The 21,458-nt window shown below is 39.0% G+C and carries 18 protein-coding genes; 4 read left to right on the top strand and 14 right to left on the bottom strand.

What is annotated here, in order from left to right:
- Nucleotides 1-11: 11 nt before the first annotated feature.
- On the bottom strand, nt 12-1,184 hold the full coding sequence (locus ACOKFG_RS12875) for a 2-isopropylmalate synthase (protein WP_298790175.1): 1,173 nt from the start codon (nt 1,182-1,184) through the stop codon (nt 12-14).
- A 146-nt stretch (nt 1,185-1,330) separates the two neighbouring features.
- On the opposite strand from ACOKFG_RS12875, the gene ACOKFG_RS12870 reads away from it, so the two are divergent.
- Nucleotides 1,331-2,875 (top strand): hypothetical protein, encoded by a 1,545-nt coding sequence (locus ACOKFG_RS12870; protein WP_298790173.1) that lies wholly within the window; start codon nt 1,331-1,333, stop codon nt 2,873-2,875.
- Here ACOKFG_RS12870 and ACOKFG_RS12865 read toward each other — a convergent pair.
- On the bottom strand, nt 2,872-3,534 hold the full coding sequence (locus ACOKFG_RS12865) for a pseudouridine synthase family protein (RefSeq protein ID WP_298790171.1): 663 nt from the start codon (nt 3,532-3,534) through the stop codon (nt 2,872-2,874). The two genes, ACOKFG_RS12870 and ACOKFG_RS12865, sit on opposite strands and share 4 nt — an antisense overlap.
- A 48-nt stretch (nt 3,535-3,582) precedes the next feature.
- Nucleotides 3,583-4,401 carry a 3-methyl-2-oxobutanoate hydroxymethyltransferase gene (gene panB / locus ACOKFG_RS12860; protein ID WP_298790169.1) on the bottom strand — a complete coding sequence of 273 codons (819 nt, stop codon included), beginning with the start codon at nt 4,399-4,401 and terminating at the stop codon, nt 3,583-3,585.
- A 70-nt stretch (nt 4,402-4,471) separates the two neighbouring features.
- On the opposite strand from panB, the gene ACOKFG_RS12855 reads away from it, so the two are divergent.
- Complete coding sequence (locus ACOKFG_RS12855) at nt 4,472-4,954, top strand: nuclear transport factor 2 family protein (RefSeq protein WP_299173726.1); 483 nt, start codon at nt 4,472-4,474, stop codon at nt 4,952-4,954.
- Between the two features lies 1 nt (nt 4,955).
- Here ACOKFG_RS12855 and ACOKFG_RS12850 read toward each other — a convergent pair whose 3' ends face one another.
- The 4 genes from ACOKFG_RS12850 to ACOKFG_RS12835 all read right to left on the bottom strand — a co-directional run bounded on the left by ACOKFG_RS12850 (nt 4,956) and on the right by ACOKFG_RS12835 (nt 9,286).
- The gene (locus ACOKFG_RS12850; RefSeq protein WP_299173723.1) at nt 4,956-5,627 is read right to left on the bottom strand and encodes an SCO family protein; all 672 of its coding nucleotides are present in this window, start codon (nt 5,625-5,627) and stop codon (nt 4,956-4,958) included.
- Nucleotide 5,628: 1 nt separating this feature from the next.
- Complete coding sequence (locus ACOKFG_RS12845) at nt 5,629-7,359, bottom strand: hypothetical protein (RefSeq protein WP_299485645.1); 1,731 nt, start codon at nt 7,357-7,359, stop codon at nt 5,629-5,631.
- A gap of 230 nt (nt 7,360-7,589) precedes the next feature.
- On the bottom strand, nt 7,590-7,841 hold the full coding sequence (locus tag ACOKFG_RS12840; RefSeq protein WP_299485643.1) for a VF530 family protein: 252 nt from the start codon (nt 7,839-7,841) through the stop codon (nt 7,590-7,592).
- A gap of 20 nt (nt 7,842-7,861) precedes the next feature.
- The gene (locus ACOKFG_RS12835) at nt 7,862-9,286 is read right to left on the bottom strand and encodes an L-serine ammonia-lyase (protein WP_299485641.1); all 1,425 of its coding nucleotides are present in this window, start codon (nt 9,284-9,286) and stop codon (nt 7,862-7,864) included.
- 199 nt (nt 9,287-9,485) lie between these two features.
- Between ACOKFG_RS12835 and dnaK the strand changes: the two genes are divergently transcribed.
- Nucleotides 9,486-11,405, top strand: a complete 1,920-nt coding sequence (gene dnaK, locus ACOKFG_RS12830) for a molecular chaperone DnaK (RefSeq protein ID WP_422861397.1) — start codon at nt 9,486-9,488, stop codon at nt 11,403-11,405.
- Nucleotides 11,406-11,474: 69 nt separating this feature from the next.
- On the opposite strand, the gene ACOKFG_RS12825 is transcribed toward dnaK, so the two are convergent.
- The 3 genes from ACOKFG_RS12825 to rluF form a co-directional block, all read right to left on the bottom strand.
- Nucleotides 11,475-12,119 carry a response regulator transcription factor gene (locus ACOKFG_RS12825; RefSeq protein WP_298790153.1) on the bottom strand — a complete coding sequence of 215 codons (645 nt, stop codon included), beginning with the start codon at nt 12,117-12,119 and terminating at the stop codon, nt 11,475-11,477.
- 638 nt (nt 12,120-12,757) lie between these two features.
- On the bottom strand, nt 12,758-13,606 hold the full coding sequence (locus tag ACOKFG_RS12820; RefSeq protein ID WP_422861396.1) for a hypothetical protein: 849 nt from the start codon (nt 13,604-13,606) through the stop codon (nt 12,758-12,760).
- Between the two features lie 225 nt (nt 13,607-13,831).
- Entirely contained in the window at nt 13,832-14,554 is a 723-nt protein-coding gene (gene rluF, locus ACOKFG_RS12815) for a 23S rRNA pseudouridine(2604) synthase RluF (RefSeq protein ID WP_422862191.1), read from the bottom strand.
- Nucleotides 14,555-14,906: 352 nt separating this feature from the next.
- Between rluF and ACOKFG_RS12810 the strand changes: the two genes are divergently transcribed.
- Nucleotides 14,907-15,782 (top strand): AraC family transcriptional regulator, encoded by an 876-nt coding sequence (locus ACOKFG_RS12810; protein WP_422861395.1) that lies wholly within the window; start codon nt 14,907-14,909, stop codon nt 15,780-15,782.
- Between the two features lies 1 nt (nt 15,783).
- Here ACOKFG_RS12810 and ACOKFG_RS12805 read toward each other — a convergent pair whose 3' ends face one another.
- From ACOKFG_RS12805 to ACOKFG_RS12790, 4 genes are read right to left on the bottom strand one after another with little or no spacing between them, the layout of a single operon-like run.
- Entirely contained in the window at nt 15,784-16,977 is a 1,194-nt protein-coding gene (locus ACOKFG_RS12805; RefSeq protein ID WP_298790143.1) for an AGE family epimerase/isomerase, read from the bottom strand.
- Nucleotides 16,970-18,154, bottom strand: coding sequence for a glycosidase (locus ACOKFG_RS12800; RefSeq protein WP_422861394.1), 1,185 nt, complete (start codon nt 18,152-18,154; stop codon nt 16,970-16,972). The genes ACOKFG_RS12805 and ACOKFG_RS12800 overlap by 8 nt, the downstream gene beginning before the upstream one ends.
- A 9-nt stretch (nt 18,155-18,163) precedes the next feature.
- Nucleotides 18,164-19,996, bottom strand: a complete 1,833-nt coding sequence (locus ACOKFG_RS12795) for a sodium:solute symporter family protein (RefSeq protein WP_422861393.1) — start codon at nt 19,994-19,996, stop codon at nt 18,164-18,166.
- 3 nt (nt 19,997-19,999) lie between these two features.
- Nucleotides 20,000-21,136, bottom strand: a complete 1,137-nt coding sequence (locus ACOKFG_RS12790) for a glycosyl hydrolase (protein ID WP_298790137.1) — start codon at nt 21,134-21,136, stop codon at nt 20,000-20,002.
- Nucleotides 21,137-21,458: the final 322 nt, after the last annotated feature.

Raw genomic sequence — 21,458 nt, 5'->3', positions numbered from 1 at the left:
AGCATACTTGGCTAGGCAAGACTCTGCATGGAAATATCACTGGTTTCTATAATTTCATGGATATCATCATCCATGATTTCTTTTTTACGATCAGCATACTTCAGGAAATTTTGATAAACCACGTCCAATTGTAACTTGGTCAATTCATACCCCACGTTCTTCGCTCTGTATGCTAATGCCGCCCGTCCACTGCGTGCTGTCAAAACAATTGAAGATTCACTAACGCCAACATCTTTTGGATCAATAATTTCGTAGGTCTCTCTTTGTTTGATAACCCCATCTTGGTGTATACCTGAACTGTGAGCAAACGCATTAGATCCTACAATAGCCTTATTGGGTTGCACAGGCATTCCCATTTTTTGGGATACCATCTGACTCGTATCGAGCAATAATTGACTGTTGATATCCGTATCTAGGTTTAGGTAAGGGTGTTGTCGCAAAATCATTACAACTTCTTCCAGCGAGGTGTTTCCAGCACGTTCTCCAATACCGTTGATGGTACATTCTATTTGCCTAGCGCCATTAATCACTCCTGAGATAGAATTTGCAGTTGCCAACCCAAGATCATTATGGCAGTGGCACGAAAGGATAGCTTTATCAATACCCTTCACATTTTCCTTAAGATATTTCATTTTAGCACCATATTCTTCTGGCAGACAATAACCAGTTGTGTCTGGTATATTCAAAACGGTAGCACCTGCTTTGATTACGGCCTCACATACTTGGGCTAAATACTCATTGTCCGTTCTACCTGCATCTTCGGCATAGAACTCAACATCTTCAACAAATGTTTTGGCATAAGCAACGGCATCAACAGCTCTTTCAATAATCTTTTCTCGTGTTGAGTTAAATTTATGTTTGATATGAGAGTCTGAAGTACCAATACCCGTATGGATTCTTGGTCGTTTTGCTATTTTTATTGCTTCGGCAGCAACTTCAATATCTTTTTTAACGGCTCTGGTTAACCCACAGACCGTTGCATTCTTTACAAGCTTGGCAATTTCATGCACAGACTTAAAATCTCCTGGGCTCGAAATGGGAAAACCAGCTTCAATGATATCTACCCCTAGTTCATCCAAACGTTCGGCAATAATCAATTTCTGTTCGGTGTCCAATTTACAGCCGGGAACCTGCTCTCCATCGCGCAGTGTCGTATCAAAAATTTGTACCTTATCTTTAGCCATTATTTTAGTCTGTTTTGTCTAAGCTATACGAAGATAAAGTAGCAGTTTGCACGAAGCTGATGACCCCTAAATCCATTACAACGTTAAAGGGTATTTCAATAAAGGTAAGTATCTGACATACAAAAGGTTAAATTATATTTTTTACGATGACAAATGCCCACAAGGATACTTTGTTTGTGCTGATTAAATCACTTTCCAAATCGGAAAAGCGCCAGTTTAAGCTTTATGTGGGGCGACTTGGCGTGAATACGGACGCTAAATTTTTGGCACTTTTCAACCTATTGGATAAGCTAAAAAAGTACGATGAGCGTCAAATTCTGGAAAGCGGCATTGTAAAAAAAGCACAGCTATCAAACCTAAAAGCGCATTTGTACAAACAGATTTTAGTGAGTTTAAGACTCAATCCTGTTAATCAAAATATACGGGTTCAAATTCGTGAACAGCTTGATTTCGCAACTATTCTCTATCAAAAAGGATTGTACAAACAAAGTTTGAAGATCTTGGATAAAGCCAAAAACTTTGCGATTGAGAACGAGGAAAAAAATGTGGCTTATGAGATTGTTGAACTGGAAAAAATTATAGAGACCCAATATATCACCAGGAGTATCCCTGATAGGGCTGAAGAATTGGCCATTCAGGCTAAAGAACTGTCTGAACATAATGTCATGACCAGCAAGCTCTCCAATTTGTCCTTGCAATTGTATGGGATGATGTTAAAAGTGGGTTATGTGCGCAATGATGAAGATTTACAAGAGGTAAAAGATTATTTTGAAACACACCTTCCTGATTATAAGTTGGAAGAATTGGGTTTTCGAGAGAAACTCTGGCTTTATAAAGCGCATTTATGGTACAGTTTATTGACTCAGGATTTTCTTTCCTCGTACAAATACGCAAGCAAATGGGTAGATCTTTTCTATGATCACCAGGAAATGATAAACCTAAATCCAGTGTTCTTTTTGAAGGGGAACCATTATCTCTTAGAGTCTTTGTTTTTTGTCAAATACGGATCTCAGTTTAAAGGAACACTTGAAAAGCTGGAAGCTCAGGTAAATAGTTCTAGTTTTCCACAAAATGACAATATTGCTTCTCTGGCCTTCTTATATATCAACTCGAATAAGCTCAATCTTCATTTTTTAGAGGGAACCTTTGATAGGGGACTTTATCTAATCAATATTATAGAATACGGTATAAAAAAACATAAGGATAGAATTGATGAACATCATATTATGTTGCTGTACTACAAAATTGCATGCTTGTATTTTGGTAATGGCGATCATAAAAATTGCATCGTTTATCTGAAAAGAATTATTGCCAACAAGAATCTGAAAATGAGAGAAGATTTAATGTGCTTTGCAAGGGTATTGAGTCTTGTGGCGCATTATGAAGCTGGGATGGACTATCATTTGGAGGTTCAGCTTAAAAGCACCTACAAGTTTCTGTTGAAAATGAACGATTTGCACGCCGTTCAAAAAGAGATGATAAAATTCTTAAGAAGTTTGGGCGATATATACCCCAGTGAGCTGAAAAACGAATTCCAAAAGCTTTATAACGAGCTTAAAAAATACGAGCATCATCCGTATGAAAAAAGAGCTTTCCTGTATTTAGATATTCTATCTTGGTTGGAGAGTCACTTGCACAATAAACCTGTTGGTCAAATTATCCGGGAAAAAGCGCTGGCAATTACTCGTTAGCAAGCATTCCAGACAGGATCATCGGGCGGTTCTGCAATAAACGTAAGTATTTCCTTTTTTACTGGATGCTCCAAGGTTAAACTGCGGGCATGCAAGTGTATTCCTCCATTTTTATTGCTTCTTGACGCTCCATATTTCAAATCACCTTTAATAAAACAGCCCAAGGCCGCCAATTGAGCCCTGATTTGATGATGACGTCCGGTTTTAAGGTTTATTTCCAATAGGGAGTAAGAATCCAGCTTTTTGGAAATGCTATAGCTTAAGCTGGCTTTCTTGCTATCTGGAACCTCTTTGGTATGAGCATACGATTTGTTCTGCTTTGGGTTTCGCACCAACCAGTGCTCCAGAATTGCGCTTTCTTGTTGTGGAGGATTTTTAACAACGGCCCAATAGATTTTTTTTGCTTTCCCTTCAGAAAAAAGCTTGTTCAACCGAGGGAGAGCTTTAGAGGTTTTTGCAAATAACACAATTCCTGAAGTAGGACGGTCGAGTCGATGCACCACCCCCAGATACACATTGCCTGGTTTGTTGTACTTATGTTTTAAATATTCTTTTACAACCTCACTCAGAGGAGCATCTCCTGTTTTGTCCCCTTGAACTATGTCACCAGAACGCTTATTGACAACAATTAGATGGTTGTCCTCATAAATCACATCCAAATTGGATGTATTGGATTTGTCTGAAAATGGGAAATTGATAATTGTGAATTAATATTGTTCGTTTTCGTTTGGAAAGTCGCGACTCTTTACATCACCGACATATTGGGAAATGGCATTGCCCATATCTTCATATAGGTTCATGTACCTTCTCAAGAAACGGGGATTGAACTCATGCGTCATGCCCAAAAGATCATGCACAACCAAAACCTGCCCATCAACTCCATTTCCTGCTCCTATTCCGATTATGGGAATAGAAACGCTTTCTGCAACTACTTTAGCTAATTTGGCCGGGATCTTTTCTAAAACAATACCGAAGCAGCCCAGCTCTTCCAGCATTTTGGCATCTTCTTTCAGTTTTTCCGCCTCTTCTTCTTCTTTGGCTCGAACGGTGTAGGTTCCGAATTTATAAATGGATTGCGGAGTTAGCCCAAGATGACCCATCACTGGAATGCCAGCTTCCAGAATACGGGAGACGGATTGCTTTATTTCCGACCCACCTTCAACTTTTACGGCATGGGCACCGCTTTCCTTCATTATACGAATAGCGGAACGCAAAGCCTCCTTTGAATCACTCTGGTAGCTCCCAAATGGAATATCAACTATGATAAGTGCCCTTTTGGCCGCTCTAACAACAGAACTGGCATGGTAGATCATTTGATCTAGTGTGATTGGTAGCGTAGTCTCATGGCCCGCAATAACATTACTGGCGGAATCTCCAACCAAGATTACGTCCACATTGGCCGCATCAACAATTTTCGCCATGGAATAATCATATGCCGTAAGCATAGAAATTTTCTCACCGTTCTGCTTCATTTCCACCAAGGACTTAACGGTAACTCTTTTGTATTCTTTTTTGGCAACTGACATTAGAAATGTTTTAGTGGATAAATGTAAGCAGATTTGTTTAAATTGGACTGCAATCGAAAAACTTCAGATTATGAAAACTTCTATCATTTGGTGCACAATGTTATTCGGGATAATCACGATTAACGCCCAAGGTCCCAATCCGACTGAAATTGAAGACAAACAGCAAGTAAAACAAGTTATTGAAACTTTTTTTGATGGATTCCATAAGCAAGACTCCATGATTATGAAAGCCACCCTTGCAGATAAGGTTGTACTGCAAACCACTGGAAGAAACAAGGAAGGTAAAACAATGTTCAGAACGGAGGAAATCTCCAAACTGATCACCTCTATTACAAGTATTCCAGACAGCATAAGTTTTCAGGAAAAACTGACTTCTTTTTCAATTCAGGTTGACCGTACAATGGCAAATGCATGGGTGGGCTATGAATTTTGGCTCAATGACAATTTCAGCCATTGTGGAATCAACTCATTTCAGCTGATTAATTTTGATGGGGAATGGAAAATTATCTATTTAATCGATACTAGGGGAAGAGCAGGTTGTCTTGAAAATTGATTCATGGTTTATTGGCCAAGACCTTAATATCATTGGTTAGTCGAAGGATATCTTCGTCGACCGTGCCATCATAAACACCACGAATCCTTTTTTCCTTATCGACCAATACAAAATTTGGTGTGTGGATAAAATCTTGAAGCCCGCCATCTCCATAATCAACAGCGGCAAAGTAGCTTTTACGTGCTAAATTGTAGATATGTTTTTTGTCGCCAGTAGTAATGTTCCACTTGGAATCAATTACACCGTGACGGTCCGCATATTTTTTTAAAACTGGAACATTATCCATTTCAGGGGTGACCGACATAGAAAGAAACATGACATCATCATTGTTCAAGAAAGCTTCTTGCAATTTTTCCATGTTATTGGACATTATTGGACAGATACTCGGACAACGCGTAAAGAAGAAGTCAGTCACATAGATTTTATTCTCATAGTCCAACTGCGTTACCGTTTCTCCATTATGGTTGATTAGCTTAAAGTCAGCAACAACATGCTGCTTTTCCATTTGTTGAAGGCTATTGTCGACCAATTCAGGATTAAAATCTTTAGGCCCCAAAATGGGCAATTTAGTGCCACTTTGATAAATGATATAAAACGCAACCAGAAAACTAATGGTCAGCAAAACCATTAGTCCTTTGGTCCGTTTGTATTTTTTCAAAGCAGCTTTGGTCATCTTACAATACTGATGTTGTAATATTCAAATCGGCATGTTCCCAAGCCTGATCAAATTCCTCTTTTACAACTTTGGCTTCATCTGATTTCCCTTGGGCACTCAAACTGTTATATAATCCCATTAATGACCATCCATTTTGGCGTAATACCTTCAAATCCTCTCGATACACTTTTTCTGCTTCCTCATATTCTTTGGCTTTCATTAAAACGGCGCCTAGGTTTTGTCGTGTTGGGATATGCCATGCTGCTGGTTCTGTGTAAGTAAGTTCGTCTTCATAAGTCACGGCGTTGGTTAGATGTTCAATAGCTTTTGCAGAATTACCATTCAATGCAGCAAGCTCTCCAGCAACCACTTCATAGGCGATTTTCGCCGAATTGATAGATGGATTTTGTGCAGTTGCGACCAAAGTTTCCAATTCAGGATCATTTTTTAAAGCTTCGATTGCTTCCAACTCTTCTTGGGCTTCTTTGGCATTTCCTTTTCTGATGAAGGCCATTCCTCTGGCATAATGGCGTATTAAGTTGAGGTGTTTGATATCCTTATTGGGAGCAGGGATAGTCAAGATTTCATTCCATTTTCCAAATCTGGTATAGGCCAACATTGGAGTGGATGCGAAATCTTGGAGAAAAGGCATGGTTATAAACTCACCCACAGGTACTTTTTCAGCAGTTTTCTTTGCTGCATCAATCGCTACATCACTATTTCCCAATAAACTGGCTGCGGACCATAGAAAATGAATATTATGTGGATAATATCCTAAAGGATATAAGCCTTGTGAATAGCATTGTGAAATATAGTCTTCATCGGCTAAAATTGCATTTTGATTTGCTTTAACTGCATCTAAATAACGCCCTACCCGAATATAGATATGCGAAGGCATATGAACCAAATGTCCTGCTGCTGGCATAAGAGTTCCTAATTTATCAGCACTGGCAACTCCTAGGTCCGGTTTAGGCAACTCTACCATATGGATATAGTAGTGATGGGCTCCTGGATTATTTGGATTGATTTCCATTGCTTTTTCAAGCGCGGCTTTAGCTTCTGGAATATTGGGGGAAGGGTCTCCATTTTCATCCCAATAATTCCATGGGACTGTGTTCATTACGGAAGCGGCATACAGTATTTGTACATCGGCATCGTTTGGAAATTGTTCCAACACTTTGGCCATTGCATGCATATAGGCCATATTAAGTTCTGGAACGTCTTTTGTGAGGTCTTCACTATAGCGCGCTGTTAAGGCCGTAATCAGAGCCTTCTCTTTAGCTGTTGCGGTTGAAGAAAGACTTTTGGCTTTCGCCAAGGCCTCATTGGTTTTTATTTTGCGATCTTCGGGAGGCAAAGGGTCGTTTATATTTGGGCCCAGGGCATAAGCCTGGCCCCAAAATGTCATGGCCGAAGTAGGGTCTAAACGAGATGCTTCCATAAAAGACCTATGGGCCTCTGCATGATTAAACGCATAGGTGAGTCTCAGGCCCTGGTCAAAGAACATTTGTGCTCTTTCGTTGTTGGTTGTAATGGCGTAAGTCAGATTCCCCAAATTCTCAAAAAGTGGGGCAATTTGCTGCGTGGAGTCCACTACTTCCAATAAATAAGTTGTTGGTGTGCACTTGATGAAACTAAAGGACGCACGTTGTTGATTCTTTAATGTACTTTGAGACTTGTTTTTAGTCAAAAAGTGGACTGCTGTTAATAACGCTAGAACCGCAACGGCCAAGCTTAATTTGGTTTTCATAATATTCTAGTTGTCAGGTTTTCTACTTTTATATGCTGATTGGCAAATTTGTGTGGGAGAACAGAATCATTCAAAAGGCCAATGCCTTAAAAACGTATTTTCACATCAACATTTTAGAATAAATACTTTTGTGATAATTTGCTGCTAATCAAATGCTAAGGTACTAAAAGAAAGGGTACCTGAATCTGATTATTGTATAGGCGGCTTGTTTTGATGTATTTTGGGAAGTATTACGGTCGTCCTTTCCCAGTCATTAATTGAAGATAAAGTTTTTCCACCTTATCCCTGGCCCAGGGAGTTCTTCTTAAAAACTTAAGACTAGATTTGATAGAAGGGTCTTTTTTAAAACAGTTGATGTTGATTCTTTGCGCCATTTCTTCCCATCCATAATGCTCTTGCAGTAATTCTAGGATATCAACCAGTTTTACGCCATGCAATGGATTGTTGGGTTGCGATTGTTTAGGATTACCAGATGAGGCCATAAAATTACTTGATAGTTTTGTTAACAATCACTTAAAAAGACCCCAACTGCTAGACCTCCTTCTGAAGTTTCTTTGTACTTACTGTTCATGTCTTTGGCGGTTTCCCACATGGTATTGACAACTTTATCCAACGGAACCTTCGCCTCACTAGGGTCAGAATCCATAGCTAGTTCGGCAGCATTGATCGCTTTTATGGCACCCATAGCATTTCGTTCTATACAGGGCACTTGAACTAATCCTCCAATGGGGTCGCAAGTCAATCCCAAATGATGCTCCATTGCAATTTCGGCGGCCATGAGTACTTGTTCTGGGGTTCCACCCATTAATTCTGTCAACGCCCCCGCTGCCATGGCGGATGATACTCCGATTTCAGCTTGACAGCCTCCCATGGCAGCGGAAATTGTAGCGCCTTTTTTAAAGATACTTCCTATTTCTCCGGCAACAAGTAAAAATCGTTTTATGTCTTCAAAATCACCATCATGATTTTCAATAACCAAATAATACATGAGAACCGCAGGAATTACCCCGGCACTTCCATTTGTGGGTGCTGTAACCACTCTGCCCAAGGCTGCATTTACTTCATTTACAGATAGCGCAAAGCAACTTACCCACCTGATAATTTGACGAAACTTGACCTCTGTTTCCCGAATGCTGCTTAACCATTCTTGTGGGTTGGAGTAGGGATGTGAACCCTTTAATTTTTCATGCAGGTCAAACGCCCTACGTTTCACATTTAGACCACCAGGTAATGTACCTTCAGTATGACAGCCTGTATACATACATTCCAGCATGGTATTCCAAATGCGGTTGAGCTCTGAATCAATTTGAATATCCGAACGTAACGAACGTTCGTTTTCTAAAACTATTTCTGATATGGACTTGCTTTGCTCATTACAATAAAAGAGTAGTTCTTCTCCCGTTTTAATTGGATAGGGAAAGGTTTTGAATGTGGCCTTGTTTGCCTCAGAATGTGTGCGCTCTTCCTTTACCACAAAACCTCCACCAATGGAATAATAAGTTTCCGTTTGTGAACTTCCATCCTGGAAACTAGCAGTGAATTCCATGCCATTGGAATGGAACGGAAGAAATTCTCTTTTGAATTGAATATTTTCCTCCATCCCAAATGGGATTTTATGGATTCCACCAAAGTCAAGGGATTTGGTAGATTTAATATGTTCAACAATGGAATCGATATTTTCCGTAGGAACGGTTTCAGGATCAGTGCCCAAAAGACCCATGACCACAGCAATATCGGTAGCATGGCCTTTACCTGTCAAGGATAGCGAACCATATAAGTTCACGTCAATCTTATGAACGGAATCAAAAAGGTTCTGTTCTTTCAATTCCCCAATCCAGCGTTCAGCAGCTCTCCAAGGCCCCAAGGTATGCGAGCTTGAAGGCCCCACTCCAATTTTGAGCATATCAAAAACACTAATACATTCCATTAATAAGATTTAGCCTTTCAATTTGGAAAGCCAAAATAGATAAAATTGGCAATGTAGCTGGCTAAAAAAACCGAAACTAATTTAATCTTTTAGCAGATTTTGGCTGACACCTTGTCATATTCTTTGTCATGGCATAATCATTGACATTGGTAGAGCGACACTAATAATAGAATTTTCAATAGATATAACTTTAGATACGATGAGCAAAATTATAGGCATAGACTTGGGTACGACCAACTCCTGCGTCTCCGTTATGGAGGGTAACGAGCCCGTAGTAATACCGAATGCAGAAGGTAAACGCACAACACCTTCGGTAATTGCATTTGTGGAGGGTGGAGAAATAAAGGTAGGTGACCCTGCAAAAAGACAGGCAGTTACAAACCCACATAAAACCATTTATTCCATTAAAAGATTCATGGGAAATAAATTCTCTGAATCTAAAAAAGAAGCAGATCGCGTTCCTTACAAAGTAGAGAAAGGTGACAATGACACCCCAAGGGTTGACATAGATGGACGCTTATATACACCCCAAGAACTTTCAGCAATGATTCTTCAAAAAATGAAGAAAACGGCGGAGGATTACTTGGGCCAAGATGTTACACGAGCTGTAATTACGGTTCCTGCGTACTTTAATGACTCACAGCGTCAGGCTACAAAAGAAGCCGGAGAGATTGCAGGGTTGACCGTTGAAAGAATTATCAACGAACCAACTGCAGCTTCTTTGGCCTACGGAATGGACAAAAAAGATACGGATCAAAAAATTGTTGTTTTCGATTTTGGTGGAGGAACGCATGATGTTTCCATTTTGGAATTGGGCGATGGTGTTTTTGAAGTATTGGCTACAGATGGAGATACGCACTTAGGTGGTGACGATGTAGATCAAAAAATTATTGATTGGTTGGCTGAAGAATTCAAAAATGATGAACAGCTGGACCTAAGAGAAGATGCAATGGCATTGCAAAGACTTCGCGAAGCTGCAGAAAAAGCAAAGATTGAATTGTCTTCTTCTGCGCAGACCGAAATCAACTTGCCTTATGTTACTGCAACGGCCTCTGGTCCTAAGCACTTGGTAAGAACCTTGAGCAGAGCCAAGTTTGAACAATTGATAGATGACTTGGTAAAAAGAACTATAGAGCCTTGCGAGACAGCACTAAAAAATGCCGGACTTTCAAAAAGCGATATCGATGAGATTATTTTGGTTGGTGGTTCTACCCGTATTCCAGCTGTGCAAGAAGCAGTTGAGAAGTTTTTCGGAAAGAAGCCTTCCAAAGGAGTTAACCCAGATGAGGTTGTGGCCGTTGGAGCTGCGATTCAAGGTGGTGTATTGACAGGTGATGTAAAAGACGTATTGTTGTTGGATGTTACCCCACTTTCATTGGGAATCGAGACTATGGGTAGTGTGTTCACCAAATTAATTGAAGCGAACACCACAATTCCAACAAAAAAATCACAGGTTTTCTCTACAGCAGCGGATAATCAGCCTTCGGTTGAAATCCATGTATTGCAGGGAGAGCGTCCTATGGCCGCGGATAACAAAACCATTGGTAGATTCCATTTAGATGGTATTCCACCTGCGCCAAGAGGAACACCTCAAATTGAAGTGACCTTTGATATTGATGCAAATGGTATCATTAAAGTATCTGCAACCGACAAGGCTACGAACAAGACTCAGGATATTCGTATCGAAGCTTCTTCAGGTTTGACCGAGGAGGAAATCGAAAAAATGAAAGCAGAAGCTGAAGCAAATGCCGAATCGGATAAAAAAGCTAAGGAAACTGCTGATAAATTGAATGAGGCAGATGCTATGATCTTCCAAACAGAAAAACAATTGAAGGAGTTTGGGGATAAGTTGTCTGATGATAAGAAAAAGCCAATCGAAGGAGCTTTGGAAGAACTGAAGAAGGCTTATGAAACTAAGGACGTGGTTGTTATTGAGCCTGCTTTGGAGAAAATCAACGAAGCTTGGAAAGTAGCTTCTGAGGAGATGTACAAGGCCCAGGCGGATGCTGCACAAGCCAATGGGGCCGACGCTACAGCAGGTGCTGAAGATGCGGCGGGAGGAAGTGATTCTGCCGAGGGTGACAATGTTGAAGACGTAGATTTTGAAGAAGTGAAGTAATCACTGGAATTTATATAATAAAAAAAGCCCGCAACTAGCGGGCTTTTTTTTTATTTACAAATGTTTGATTTACGCGGCATTCAATTGACGTACTTCCATCTCCTGGAGTTTTTTTAAAGCCTCTGATTTGGAATTTACATTGAGCTTTACATAAATATTCTGAATGTGAAAATTTATCGCACTTGGGGTAACACAAAGCTTGTTGGCAATCATTTTATAAGTATAACCCTGGGTAAAAAGTTCTATGATTTGATTTTCTTTTTTTGAAAACCTTTCAAATGCTTTAATCTGGAAAGAGTGGATGATTTTTCTGGCCACATCGTGTTCCAAAACTACTCCGTGTTGGTGCAGTTCCTCCAGTGCATGAAAGAATCGGTTTTTGTTCAAAGGTTTGGACAAAAATCCATCGGCTCCCTTTTTAAATGCCTCTTTTATAACTTCAAAATTACATTTCGGACTTATCATCAAGACTTTTGGTGATTTGTTTTGTTCGATGAAATATTGAATTCCATCTATCCCAGAAATTCCGGGCAAATTAATCTCAGATACAACAATGTCTGGATTGGTTCTTCTTGAATTGGATATAAACTTGTGCACAGAGGTATGAATGCCTACCAATTCGTACAAAGGCTCATCCTTAAAATAAAGTTGATAAAATGGGTGTAGATTTTCATCATTGTCGATGATTACAATTTTTAATGGGTTAGTTTTCATAATTACTAGATTTGGATTATCTGATTTTGTCATTTTCGCCCTTCATTCGTTTTGTTCAAAGCAAAACGTATCCTGTCGTCCATATCCAAATAGTGAGATACAAGGGAAAAGCTGGTGTGTTTCAAAAGAATATTTTGAAACAATGATGAGCTTCACCGATGTCCTATTTGGACATGCTGATAACAATCCTTATCAGGATTAAATCAATAATAGTTTAGAAAAGGTTTCTGGAGTGCTAGAAAGGAACCCTTGATTGACAAAGGGGACTGAATCTCACACGAAGAACTGTAGCTTTTTTCATGAGTTTTAGATTTGGGGTTTAGCATTATTTCAAAAATTAAATTAAGTTTTTTTTTCTTTCAGAGGCACTTTTTGTAGTTTTTTTCGTTCAAATGCACTTTCCGATTTTCGCGAAAGATCATATGATTTAGACTATAAGTATCTGAAAAACAATGCATAAAAAAATAGGATGCCCTTGTGGAGCATCCTATTCTTGAAATCAGTCCGGATGAAATAATACAACCCTTTCTATGATAAAATGTATTTACCCTTTATTAATTTATCACAGTTCTATAAAATGTTCAGTATTTGACAAAATCAGATAATTCTCAGGTAGCGGACCAATTTGTTCCAAATCATTAGTCTTCATATGATGCACTGGTGTACTTGTTTGAAGTTCTTGCGCTTAATGCTGCACTAAAGTTTTTATCGTTGTAGGCAATTGCCGTGCCATCAACAGACTGTCTTCTATAGGATACAGTTACGTGCTCTATGGTATGATTTTGACCTCTGTTGGAAACCACATAACTTTCTCCTTTATCAATATCAAGTTGAATGGCATAATCATCTCTACTGCTATTAATATGACTTCCAAGGTTCACAGAAGGGGTAAGTCTGTTATGGGTTACCTGGGTAGCATAAAGATCTAGGCCTCCGAATCCTTCATGACCCTCAGAAGCAAAGAACAATAGGGTACCGTTATAAATATTAGGGTATAATTCGTCTTCTTTGGTATTAACCTTGGGACCAAGGTTTTTGGAAACACCCAGACTTCCGTCAGATTTGATATCGGCTACGTAGATGTCATACTTTCCATAGCTTCCCCTCATGTTGGAAGCAAAGAAAAGGCGTTTACCATCTTCAGAAACTGTAGGATGCTTGGCAGAAGCATATTTTGGACACACGTTTAGTTTGGTCACATTACCCCATTTACCGTTGATTTTTTCAGCTCGGTAAACCTCGTAAATACGTTCTTTCTTTGAAAATACTCCGTACAAGGGCTTTTGATCGTTAGATTTACTGAAATAAGCTGTTTTACCATCCAATGTTACGGACATTGAAGGGATATAGCCTTCAATAGTTGATAGATGACCACTCTTAATGGTTTCTTCCTTGTTTTCAAATTTCATAGGATTTTGGGCAGTAGTTTGGGCTATGCAAAACAATCCAATGAAAAGGGTCAAAATGTAAGTTAGCGAACGTGTCATGATGTATAGATTTGGGGGTTAATACATCACAAATTTGAAGAAAGTTTTTTGAGAATTACCTATTAATTTTTCATAGTTTTTGAATTATATCGATTAAAAACAGTATTTCATCGAATAATTTTTATTCTATTAACATATAAAAGGAGTGCATGTGTCGGTTAACGATGGTTTTATGCATTTTGACCGATAACAGAAAGCCGGTAACAGGTATTTGAGTTAAGCTGCCTAATCATGTGTTTTAGCGGAATTAGACACTAATCTATTGATTTCCTGAAGTTCTTTTGGTGTCAGATGTCTCCATTTGCCTATGGGCACATCAAGGGAAACGTTCATAATGCGAACACGTTTTAGTTTCCTGACCCTATAATCCAAGTATTCGCACATCCTTCTTATTTGTCGGTTTAAACCTTGGGTCAAAATGATTTTGAATTGATTTGTCCCTAACTGCTCTACTTCACATTTCCTGGTTACGGTATCCAATATGGGCACACCATTACGCATTTTCTTTAGAAAGTCCGGGGTAATGGGCTTATTAACGGTGACAATATATTCCTTTTCATGGTGATTTCTGGCTCGTAGTATCTTGTTTACGATATCCCCATCATTGGTCATAAATATGAGACCTTCACTTGGTTTGTCCAGTCTGCCTATTGGAAAAATCCGTTTTGGATAATTGATGAAATCGATAATATTATCCTTTTCCACCTTTGTGTCTGTAGTACACACAATTCCGACTGGTTTGTTGAATGCCAAATAGACGGGTTTGGTTTTAGGTTCAGAAATCAGCTCTCCGTCCACCCGTACTTCATCAGTTGGAGTGACTTTGGTCCCCATTTCTGGAACCTTACCGTTTATGGTAACCCTTCCCTGGTCAATAAGTTTATCCGCAGCCCTTCGAGAGCAATAACCTACCTCACTAAGGTATTTGTTGATTCTGGTTTCCTTCATAATGGAGGCATTGTTTAAAGGTAAGATTACAATGCGCCTCAAAAGTATAATTTTTGATACTTAGTTTTCCATTTCTTTGAAGAGATGAGCAAAAAGGTAATGAACAATTAAAAAGAACCCCCGCCAACGTAAATAACCAACTAAACCACATGAACATTGCATCACAACCTACAAAGAGGTTGGTGGGGGTTCTGTGTATTAGATGATGTTTTTTATCAAAGGATGCTTGATATATTGGGTTTTATGAAAACTTTGGGATTTTGGATACCTGATACTACATAGTCTTTTGGAATTACCTCAGTTTATCGGATTAGTGCTTTGTAAAAAATGCATTAAACCTTACATTGCTATTATGAATAAAAATTTCCATAGAGAAATTACACCATTATCCACGGATGATAGCTTTTTGGTCTTTGATCGGGTGAAAAAGCACTTTGACTTTCCGATTCATTTTCATCCGGAGTATGAACTTAACTTTATTTGGAACGGCAAAGGTGTACGAAGGATTGTGGGCGATAGCATGCAGGAGATTGAAAATATTGAATTAGTTCTTGTTGGCCCCAATCTTGAGCACGGTTGGCAAACGCATAATTGCAAGAATGAAAAGATTTACGAGATTACCATCCAATTTCATAACGATCTGTTTGATGAAAAACTCCTCTCAAGAAGAATCTTTAAGTCGATAAAGGAACTCTTACAACGCGCCAACCGAGGTGTTCTTTTTTCATCCAAAACGGCAAAAGAAGTTAAGACTAGGATAATGGCACTTTCCAAAATAGACAGTATGGACTATTTTATGGAACTCCTATCCTTATTGCAAGACCTAGCCACTTCAAGGAACCAGGTGCAGCTGTCAACTTATAGTTCTTCAATGAACGATGTTTTTGAAAACAGTGATCGAATAAAAACAGTTTACGATTTTATCCATCAAAATTTTGGTCGAAAAATCACCCTTGCAGAGATTTCAGAATTGGTAAATATGAGTCCTGTTACCTTTAACAGGTTCATTAAAAAGCGAACTGGACGCACTTTTATTGAGTATACCAATGAAACCCGAATCAGCTATGCTTCCAGATGGTTAATTGAATCCAACATGAACATTGCTGAAATAAGTTATAAATGCGGATTCAATAATATTGCGAACTTCAATAGAATTTTCAAAAAGATTAAAAAATGTACTCCCAGCGAATTCAAGGAAGAATTTGAAGGTATTAAAAAGGTGCTTTAATCTATTTTACGGCGGAGGAATTTAATAAAATACAAGCACGTGTTGTGTGGTATGGTGCCTTCCACATGCTCACTTTATCTTCTTGTTCATAGGGTTTGCCATTTTCATCCACTCTAAAATACCATTCCCCATTTTGATAATCCAGGATATTCTTTTTAGTAAATTCCCAAATTGACAAGGAACATGTTGTGTATTTTCGGTTTTCGGTGAGTCTGTAAGCATAGTTTAGGCCAATGAGTGCTTCAACCTGAGGCCACCAATGTCTGTCCGTGTCCAAATGACCTGATTCGGAATCCTTTTCATTTATAACACCACCATCTAGTGCTATCGCTTCCTCAATGAACGTGTCTGCTACCTTGATTGCTGTTTGCTCCACTTTCTTGAGAATTGTTTTATTTTCCAAACGTTTTGCAGCTTCAATAACCAACCATGAGGTTTCTATATCATGACCGTACGAAATGGCACTGCTTAGTAGATTCCAATCCGTATCGAAAAAAAGGTCATAATGGTTTTCCTTATTCAAAAACTTAGTTTGAAACAATTGAACGAGTTCATGAAGTGATGTGGTGAGGTCATTGTTTTCATAAATATCCGCTAGACGGGTATAGGCCTCTAGAATATGGAGGTGAGTATTCATGGTCTTTGAGGCATTCATGTCTTTTTCGCTTAACCGCATGTCCTCAATAGGAGACCAATCTCTGTTATATGCCTCAAAATACCCTCCTTTTAGCCTATCTTTTGCGGTTGTTTCAATAGTTTCGAAAAGGGAGATTGCCCACAATCTTGCCTCATTCTTTTTTGAGTAAACATAGTACTCTGAAAGCGCATAGATGGCAAACGCTTGCGCATAGATTTGCTTTCTTGAATTAATGGAGTTCCCGGCATGGTCCAATTCCCAAAAAACACCTTGGTTTATAGAGTCTTTAAAATAGGTGCATAAATAGTCGTATGCCCTATCACAAAGCTGCCTGTAACGGTCTGTTTTCAAATGATTTGAGGCTGCACTAAAAGACCATAAAATCCGGGTGTTAAGGATAATACCTTTAGGTGCATCTGGTAGTACCTTTCCTGTATGATCAATACCGCCTAAAAAACCTCCATACTTGAGGTCAACGGTGTTGGTTTCCCAATACTGTAGAATACGTTCGAGCTCATTTCCCATTTCGGTTTGGAGCTTTTTGTAAGCTTCAGTCATCTAAGCAAAAGCTTTTGTTTTTATCAATCAACTCAAGGATATTTTTCACAGAATGCGCAGAGGAAAACTTATCCTCAGGAGAATTTAGCACATAATCAACTAGTTTGTCCACGCTGGATAGAGCAACGTGCATTCTAGTATCTGAAGAGGCATAATAAACATATACTGTTCCATCTTCATCGGCTATCCAACCATTTGTAAATAGTACATTGGACACATCCCCTGTCCGCTCCCCATTCACTGGCGCCATAAAATGGCCCGCTGGCTGATGAATTACTTTGGAGATATCGTTTAAATCGGTCATGAACATATACAAAGTATAGCGCAATCCTGCTGCCGTATTTCTAACTCCATGGGCCAAGTGCAACCATCCTTTTGATGTTTTAATGGGAGCCGGTCCTTGTCCATTTTTAAGCTCATAAACCGTATGGTACTTCTTATTGTTGATGATTTTCTCATCCTCAACTACTGGATTTATCATATCCTTTACATAACCTAGACCAATTCCCCCGCCGCTTCCTACGCTAATGAAGCCATCTTGAGGTCGGGTGTATAGCGCGTATTTTCCATTGACAAATTCGGGGTGAAGTACTACATTGCGTTGTTGCCCAGAATTGGACACTAAATCTGGCAATCTTTCCCAATTCTTAAGGTCCTTCGTTCTAGCTATTCCAGCATTGGCTATAGCCGAGCTGGTATCTTCGGGTGAGACGGTAGGGTCCTTTCTTTCTGTGCAAAAAATACCGTATATCCATCCATCTTCATGTTCGGTTAACCGCATATCGTAGACATTGGTATCTGGGTTTCCTGGAATCTCCGGTATGAGGAAAGGTTTATCCCAAAATTTAAAATTATCAATCCCGTTTGGACTTTCAGCCATGGCAAAGAATGACTTTCGGTCATTTCCCTCAACTCTTAGACACAAAAGGTACACTCCGTCCCGTTTTATTGCGCCAGCATTAAACGTACTATTGAACCCAATGCGTTCCATCATAAAGGGATTAGATCTTTCATCAAGATCATAGCGCCAATGTAAGGGGATATGTTCTGGAGTTACTATGGGGAATTGATATCTGCGATAGATTCCATTTGACTTCTGAACAGGTTCGTTTTTTCTGCTTAGAAGTTTTAAATGTTCTTCTTTTATTTTTTTAAAATGGCCCTTATTATCAATCATAAAAAGCTTTTAGTCTAGTTGTTCGTTAAGTGTATTCCACCAGTATTTTTTGAGCAGCAAAGCGCATACAATGAAAATACCAAGCGCAATATACATTTCTATATTTTTTCGGAAAATGAGATACATGGGGATGATTACCAAGGTTATTTGGGCAATTGTTCCAACTACGACATTAAACATATCCCTCCCAAAATCGGTGTTTTTGGAAATGCCCGGCGACTGGACAGATGCCATTTTATGAATTGGTTTCCAAAATCCCCATGGTCTTACGTTTTTATAAAAGGAGATAAGTGTTTTATCATCCGTAGGAGGTGCTGAATATGTGCCCAAAATACTTCCTAATAAAGAAATCAATAACAATATGGGAAACAAATAAAGCTCAAGCACATTGGGAAACAGTTCTGGAATAATAGCTGCTGACACAAGGCCTGCGACCATTCCCCAGAAAAAACCTTCACCATTAAAACGCCACCAATGCCACTTTAGAATATTGGAGCCAACATAACTACCATATAGCACGGAAACAATCCATTGCAATACAGAGTTGACATCTTTTGCAAAAAAACCTAGAACAATGCTCACCAATACCACAACGATTCCTGAAAAATAGTTCATGTTCCGTAACTGCTTTGGAGTGGCGTTGGGGTTCTTATATTTTAAATAGATATCATTGACAAGATAAGCCTGGGCCGCATTTAAAGTACCAGCAAATGTTGACATAAAGGCCGCAATTAGACCTGCTAACAATAGGCCCAACAGACCGATGGGCACAAACTCAATCATTGCTGTGGGTAAAATAAGTTCGAAATCGATATTGCCGGCAGCATTCATTAAATCCAACTTTTCATAGTAAATCAATGCCAGTGCAGCAAAACCGGCGATCATGAGGTATCGGATAGGAAGTAGAATAACGGATACGAAACCACTCATTTTGGATGCTTCAGCGGGTGACTTTGTCGAAAGTATTTTTTGCATGTCATAGTTAGGCACTGGACCAGCAATACTCACCAACACACCTTTGAAAACCATCATCATAAAGAAAATGGTAAAGAGCCCAAAGCCGTCAGATTTTATTTTTTCGTTGACGTTGGGAATAATATGTGTCCAATCGAGGTTCAACTCCCAGTCAAAAAAGGGACTCATCCATCCGTCAGGTACTATTAACTCATGATTGCCTACCGCTTGAAAACCAATGTAAGCGATAACTAATCCGGAGATGGTCATAATACCAAATTGAATAACATCAGCTGCCACAATACCAGACATTCCACCCATTAGTGAATAGAAAACTGCAAAAAAAGTGAAGATGGTGCCATAAAAATGAGGTACAAAGGCTGGTGGAATATCAAAGGGAACATACGTGCTAATAGTTTCCCAAGGAATAAAAATCTCCACAAATTTGCCCAGGCCTATAAAACCATAAGCAAGAAAACCTAAACACATGATCAACGCAAAGATTACTACGATGATGTGAGAACGTTGAGCTGCTTTACCAAAACCAAAACGGGTTCCTATCCATTCTGCTCCAGTAGTAACATTCGACCTTCGAAGCCATTTGGATAGATATACCATCAAGAAAATCTGATTGAATACAGGCCATAGCCATGGAATCCATGCGCTTTTAACACCGTAAACAAACATTAAAGTTACCATCCATATGGTTCCAGAGATATCGAACATTCCGGAAGCATTGGACAAACCCAACATGTACCATGGGATTTTTTTTCCTCCTAAAAGGTATGCTTCCTTACTTTTCTGCGCATTTTTTCTAACCACCAATCCGATGACAATGGTAGATAGCAAATAAACAATTATGATGATGGTGTCACTTGTTGAAAGCATATGCTAGTAGGGATTTATGGCTTGTAAGTTTTCTAAGAGCAGAATATCTGGGAAATTACTGAATCGGGCAAAATCTTGCTCACTCTCATGTCCTGGGTAGGGCACATAATGATGTGTTTTATTGGCGTTTCTCCAAAATAATATCCAGGCAATACCCGAAGATTGGATTTGAGGATACAGCAGCTCAGTAAACCATATGTCATTGGGAATTTTCTCGAACCCGGTTTCTGTAAAAGCATACAGTTTGTTCTTTTCAACTGCAACTTTTTTCAATATATGAAGGTTTGTTTGTACGTTCTCAACGTAGGCTTCTGAATTATTGTGGTCATAAATATCTACTCCCAATATGTCTACATATTCGTCACCTGGATAATACTTTAAATACTCCTCCTCACTATCTACGATATTAGGCGAATACGCGTAGAGGATTTGGCGCAGGTTATGTTTGTCTCTCAACAAGTGCACGGTTTTTTTCCAGAGGGCAACGTAATCAGTAGTTGAGCAGCTGGCGTCCCCCCACCAAAACCAATCTCCATTCATTTCATGAAAGGGTCTTAGGATTACTGGAATTTTTTTGTTTTTGGATTTTAGTGAAGTGATAAAGTCTGCCACCAATGCTATCCAGCGCTCATACTTTTCAACGTATTCTTTTTTGTACAAAAGTGAATTAACCGAAGGGGATGTGTCCCAAGAATCGCCATTGGATACCGGATTGTCCAAATGCCAGCTCATTGTAATAACACCACCCTTTGAGTGGACATCTATTATGATATCGCGAATTACGGCGAAAGAAAGAGTATCTAAATTGTGACCTTTTCCAAGTTCAATATGCCCAAGGTCAAAACCATAAACTCCCGGAAAATCCCCTGTTGTTTTCTGGACATCACTTTCAAATTTTTTAGACATGTTATCGTATTTCCATCCAATACCATATCCAGGAGAGTCCTGATGCCCTAAAAGAATCCCCGTCTTAGAGGAGATAAAAAGTTTTTTATGCAGTTCGCTGAGGGTACGTGTAGGTTTTTTATCTACTAGTACGGGCTTGGTATAGTTATCGTCATATAAAGACTTGCATGATGCCAAGCCAATCAATAGGATTGGCAGCAAAAGTCTTTTGGGTATTGTTAGGTTGGATAACATAGTTTAAAAGTGTTTTACAACTAAGCCTTGAAGTGCATTAGTAAGGCGCAAATTTAATCAGGAGAGGTTATCGATAGTAATATTATTTAATCATAAATGGAAAAAATATTTTCAGATTGAGATGTGATAATTCTTCGCAACAATATGCTCAGTATCGTTTTTAAAAGAAATGTTATAATATAAAACAATGATAATCAAAGGTTTAATGTATAATTATCTAATATGGAATTGGGACAAACCTCCAATCAGATTTCTATGATATTATTATTTCTTAAAAATCATTGGTTTTAATGACCTAATAAGCGGCTCTAGACCATGTTTA

Origin of the sequence: Flagellimonas rhodophyticola (assembly GCF_049332665.1) — a bacterium.
Lineage (GTDB): Bacteria > Bacteroidota > Bacteroidia > Flavobacteriales > Flavobacteriaceae > Flagellimonas.
The sequence above is the reverse complement of the archived record's forward strand: the minus strand, read 5'-3'. Positions and strand labels throughout refer to the sequence as shown.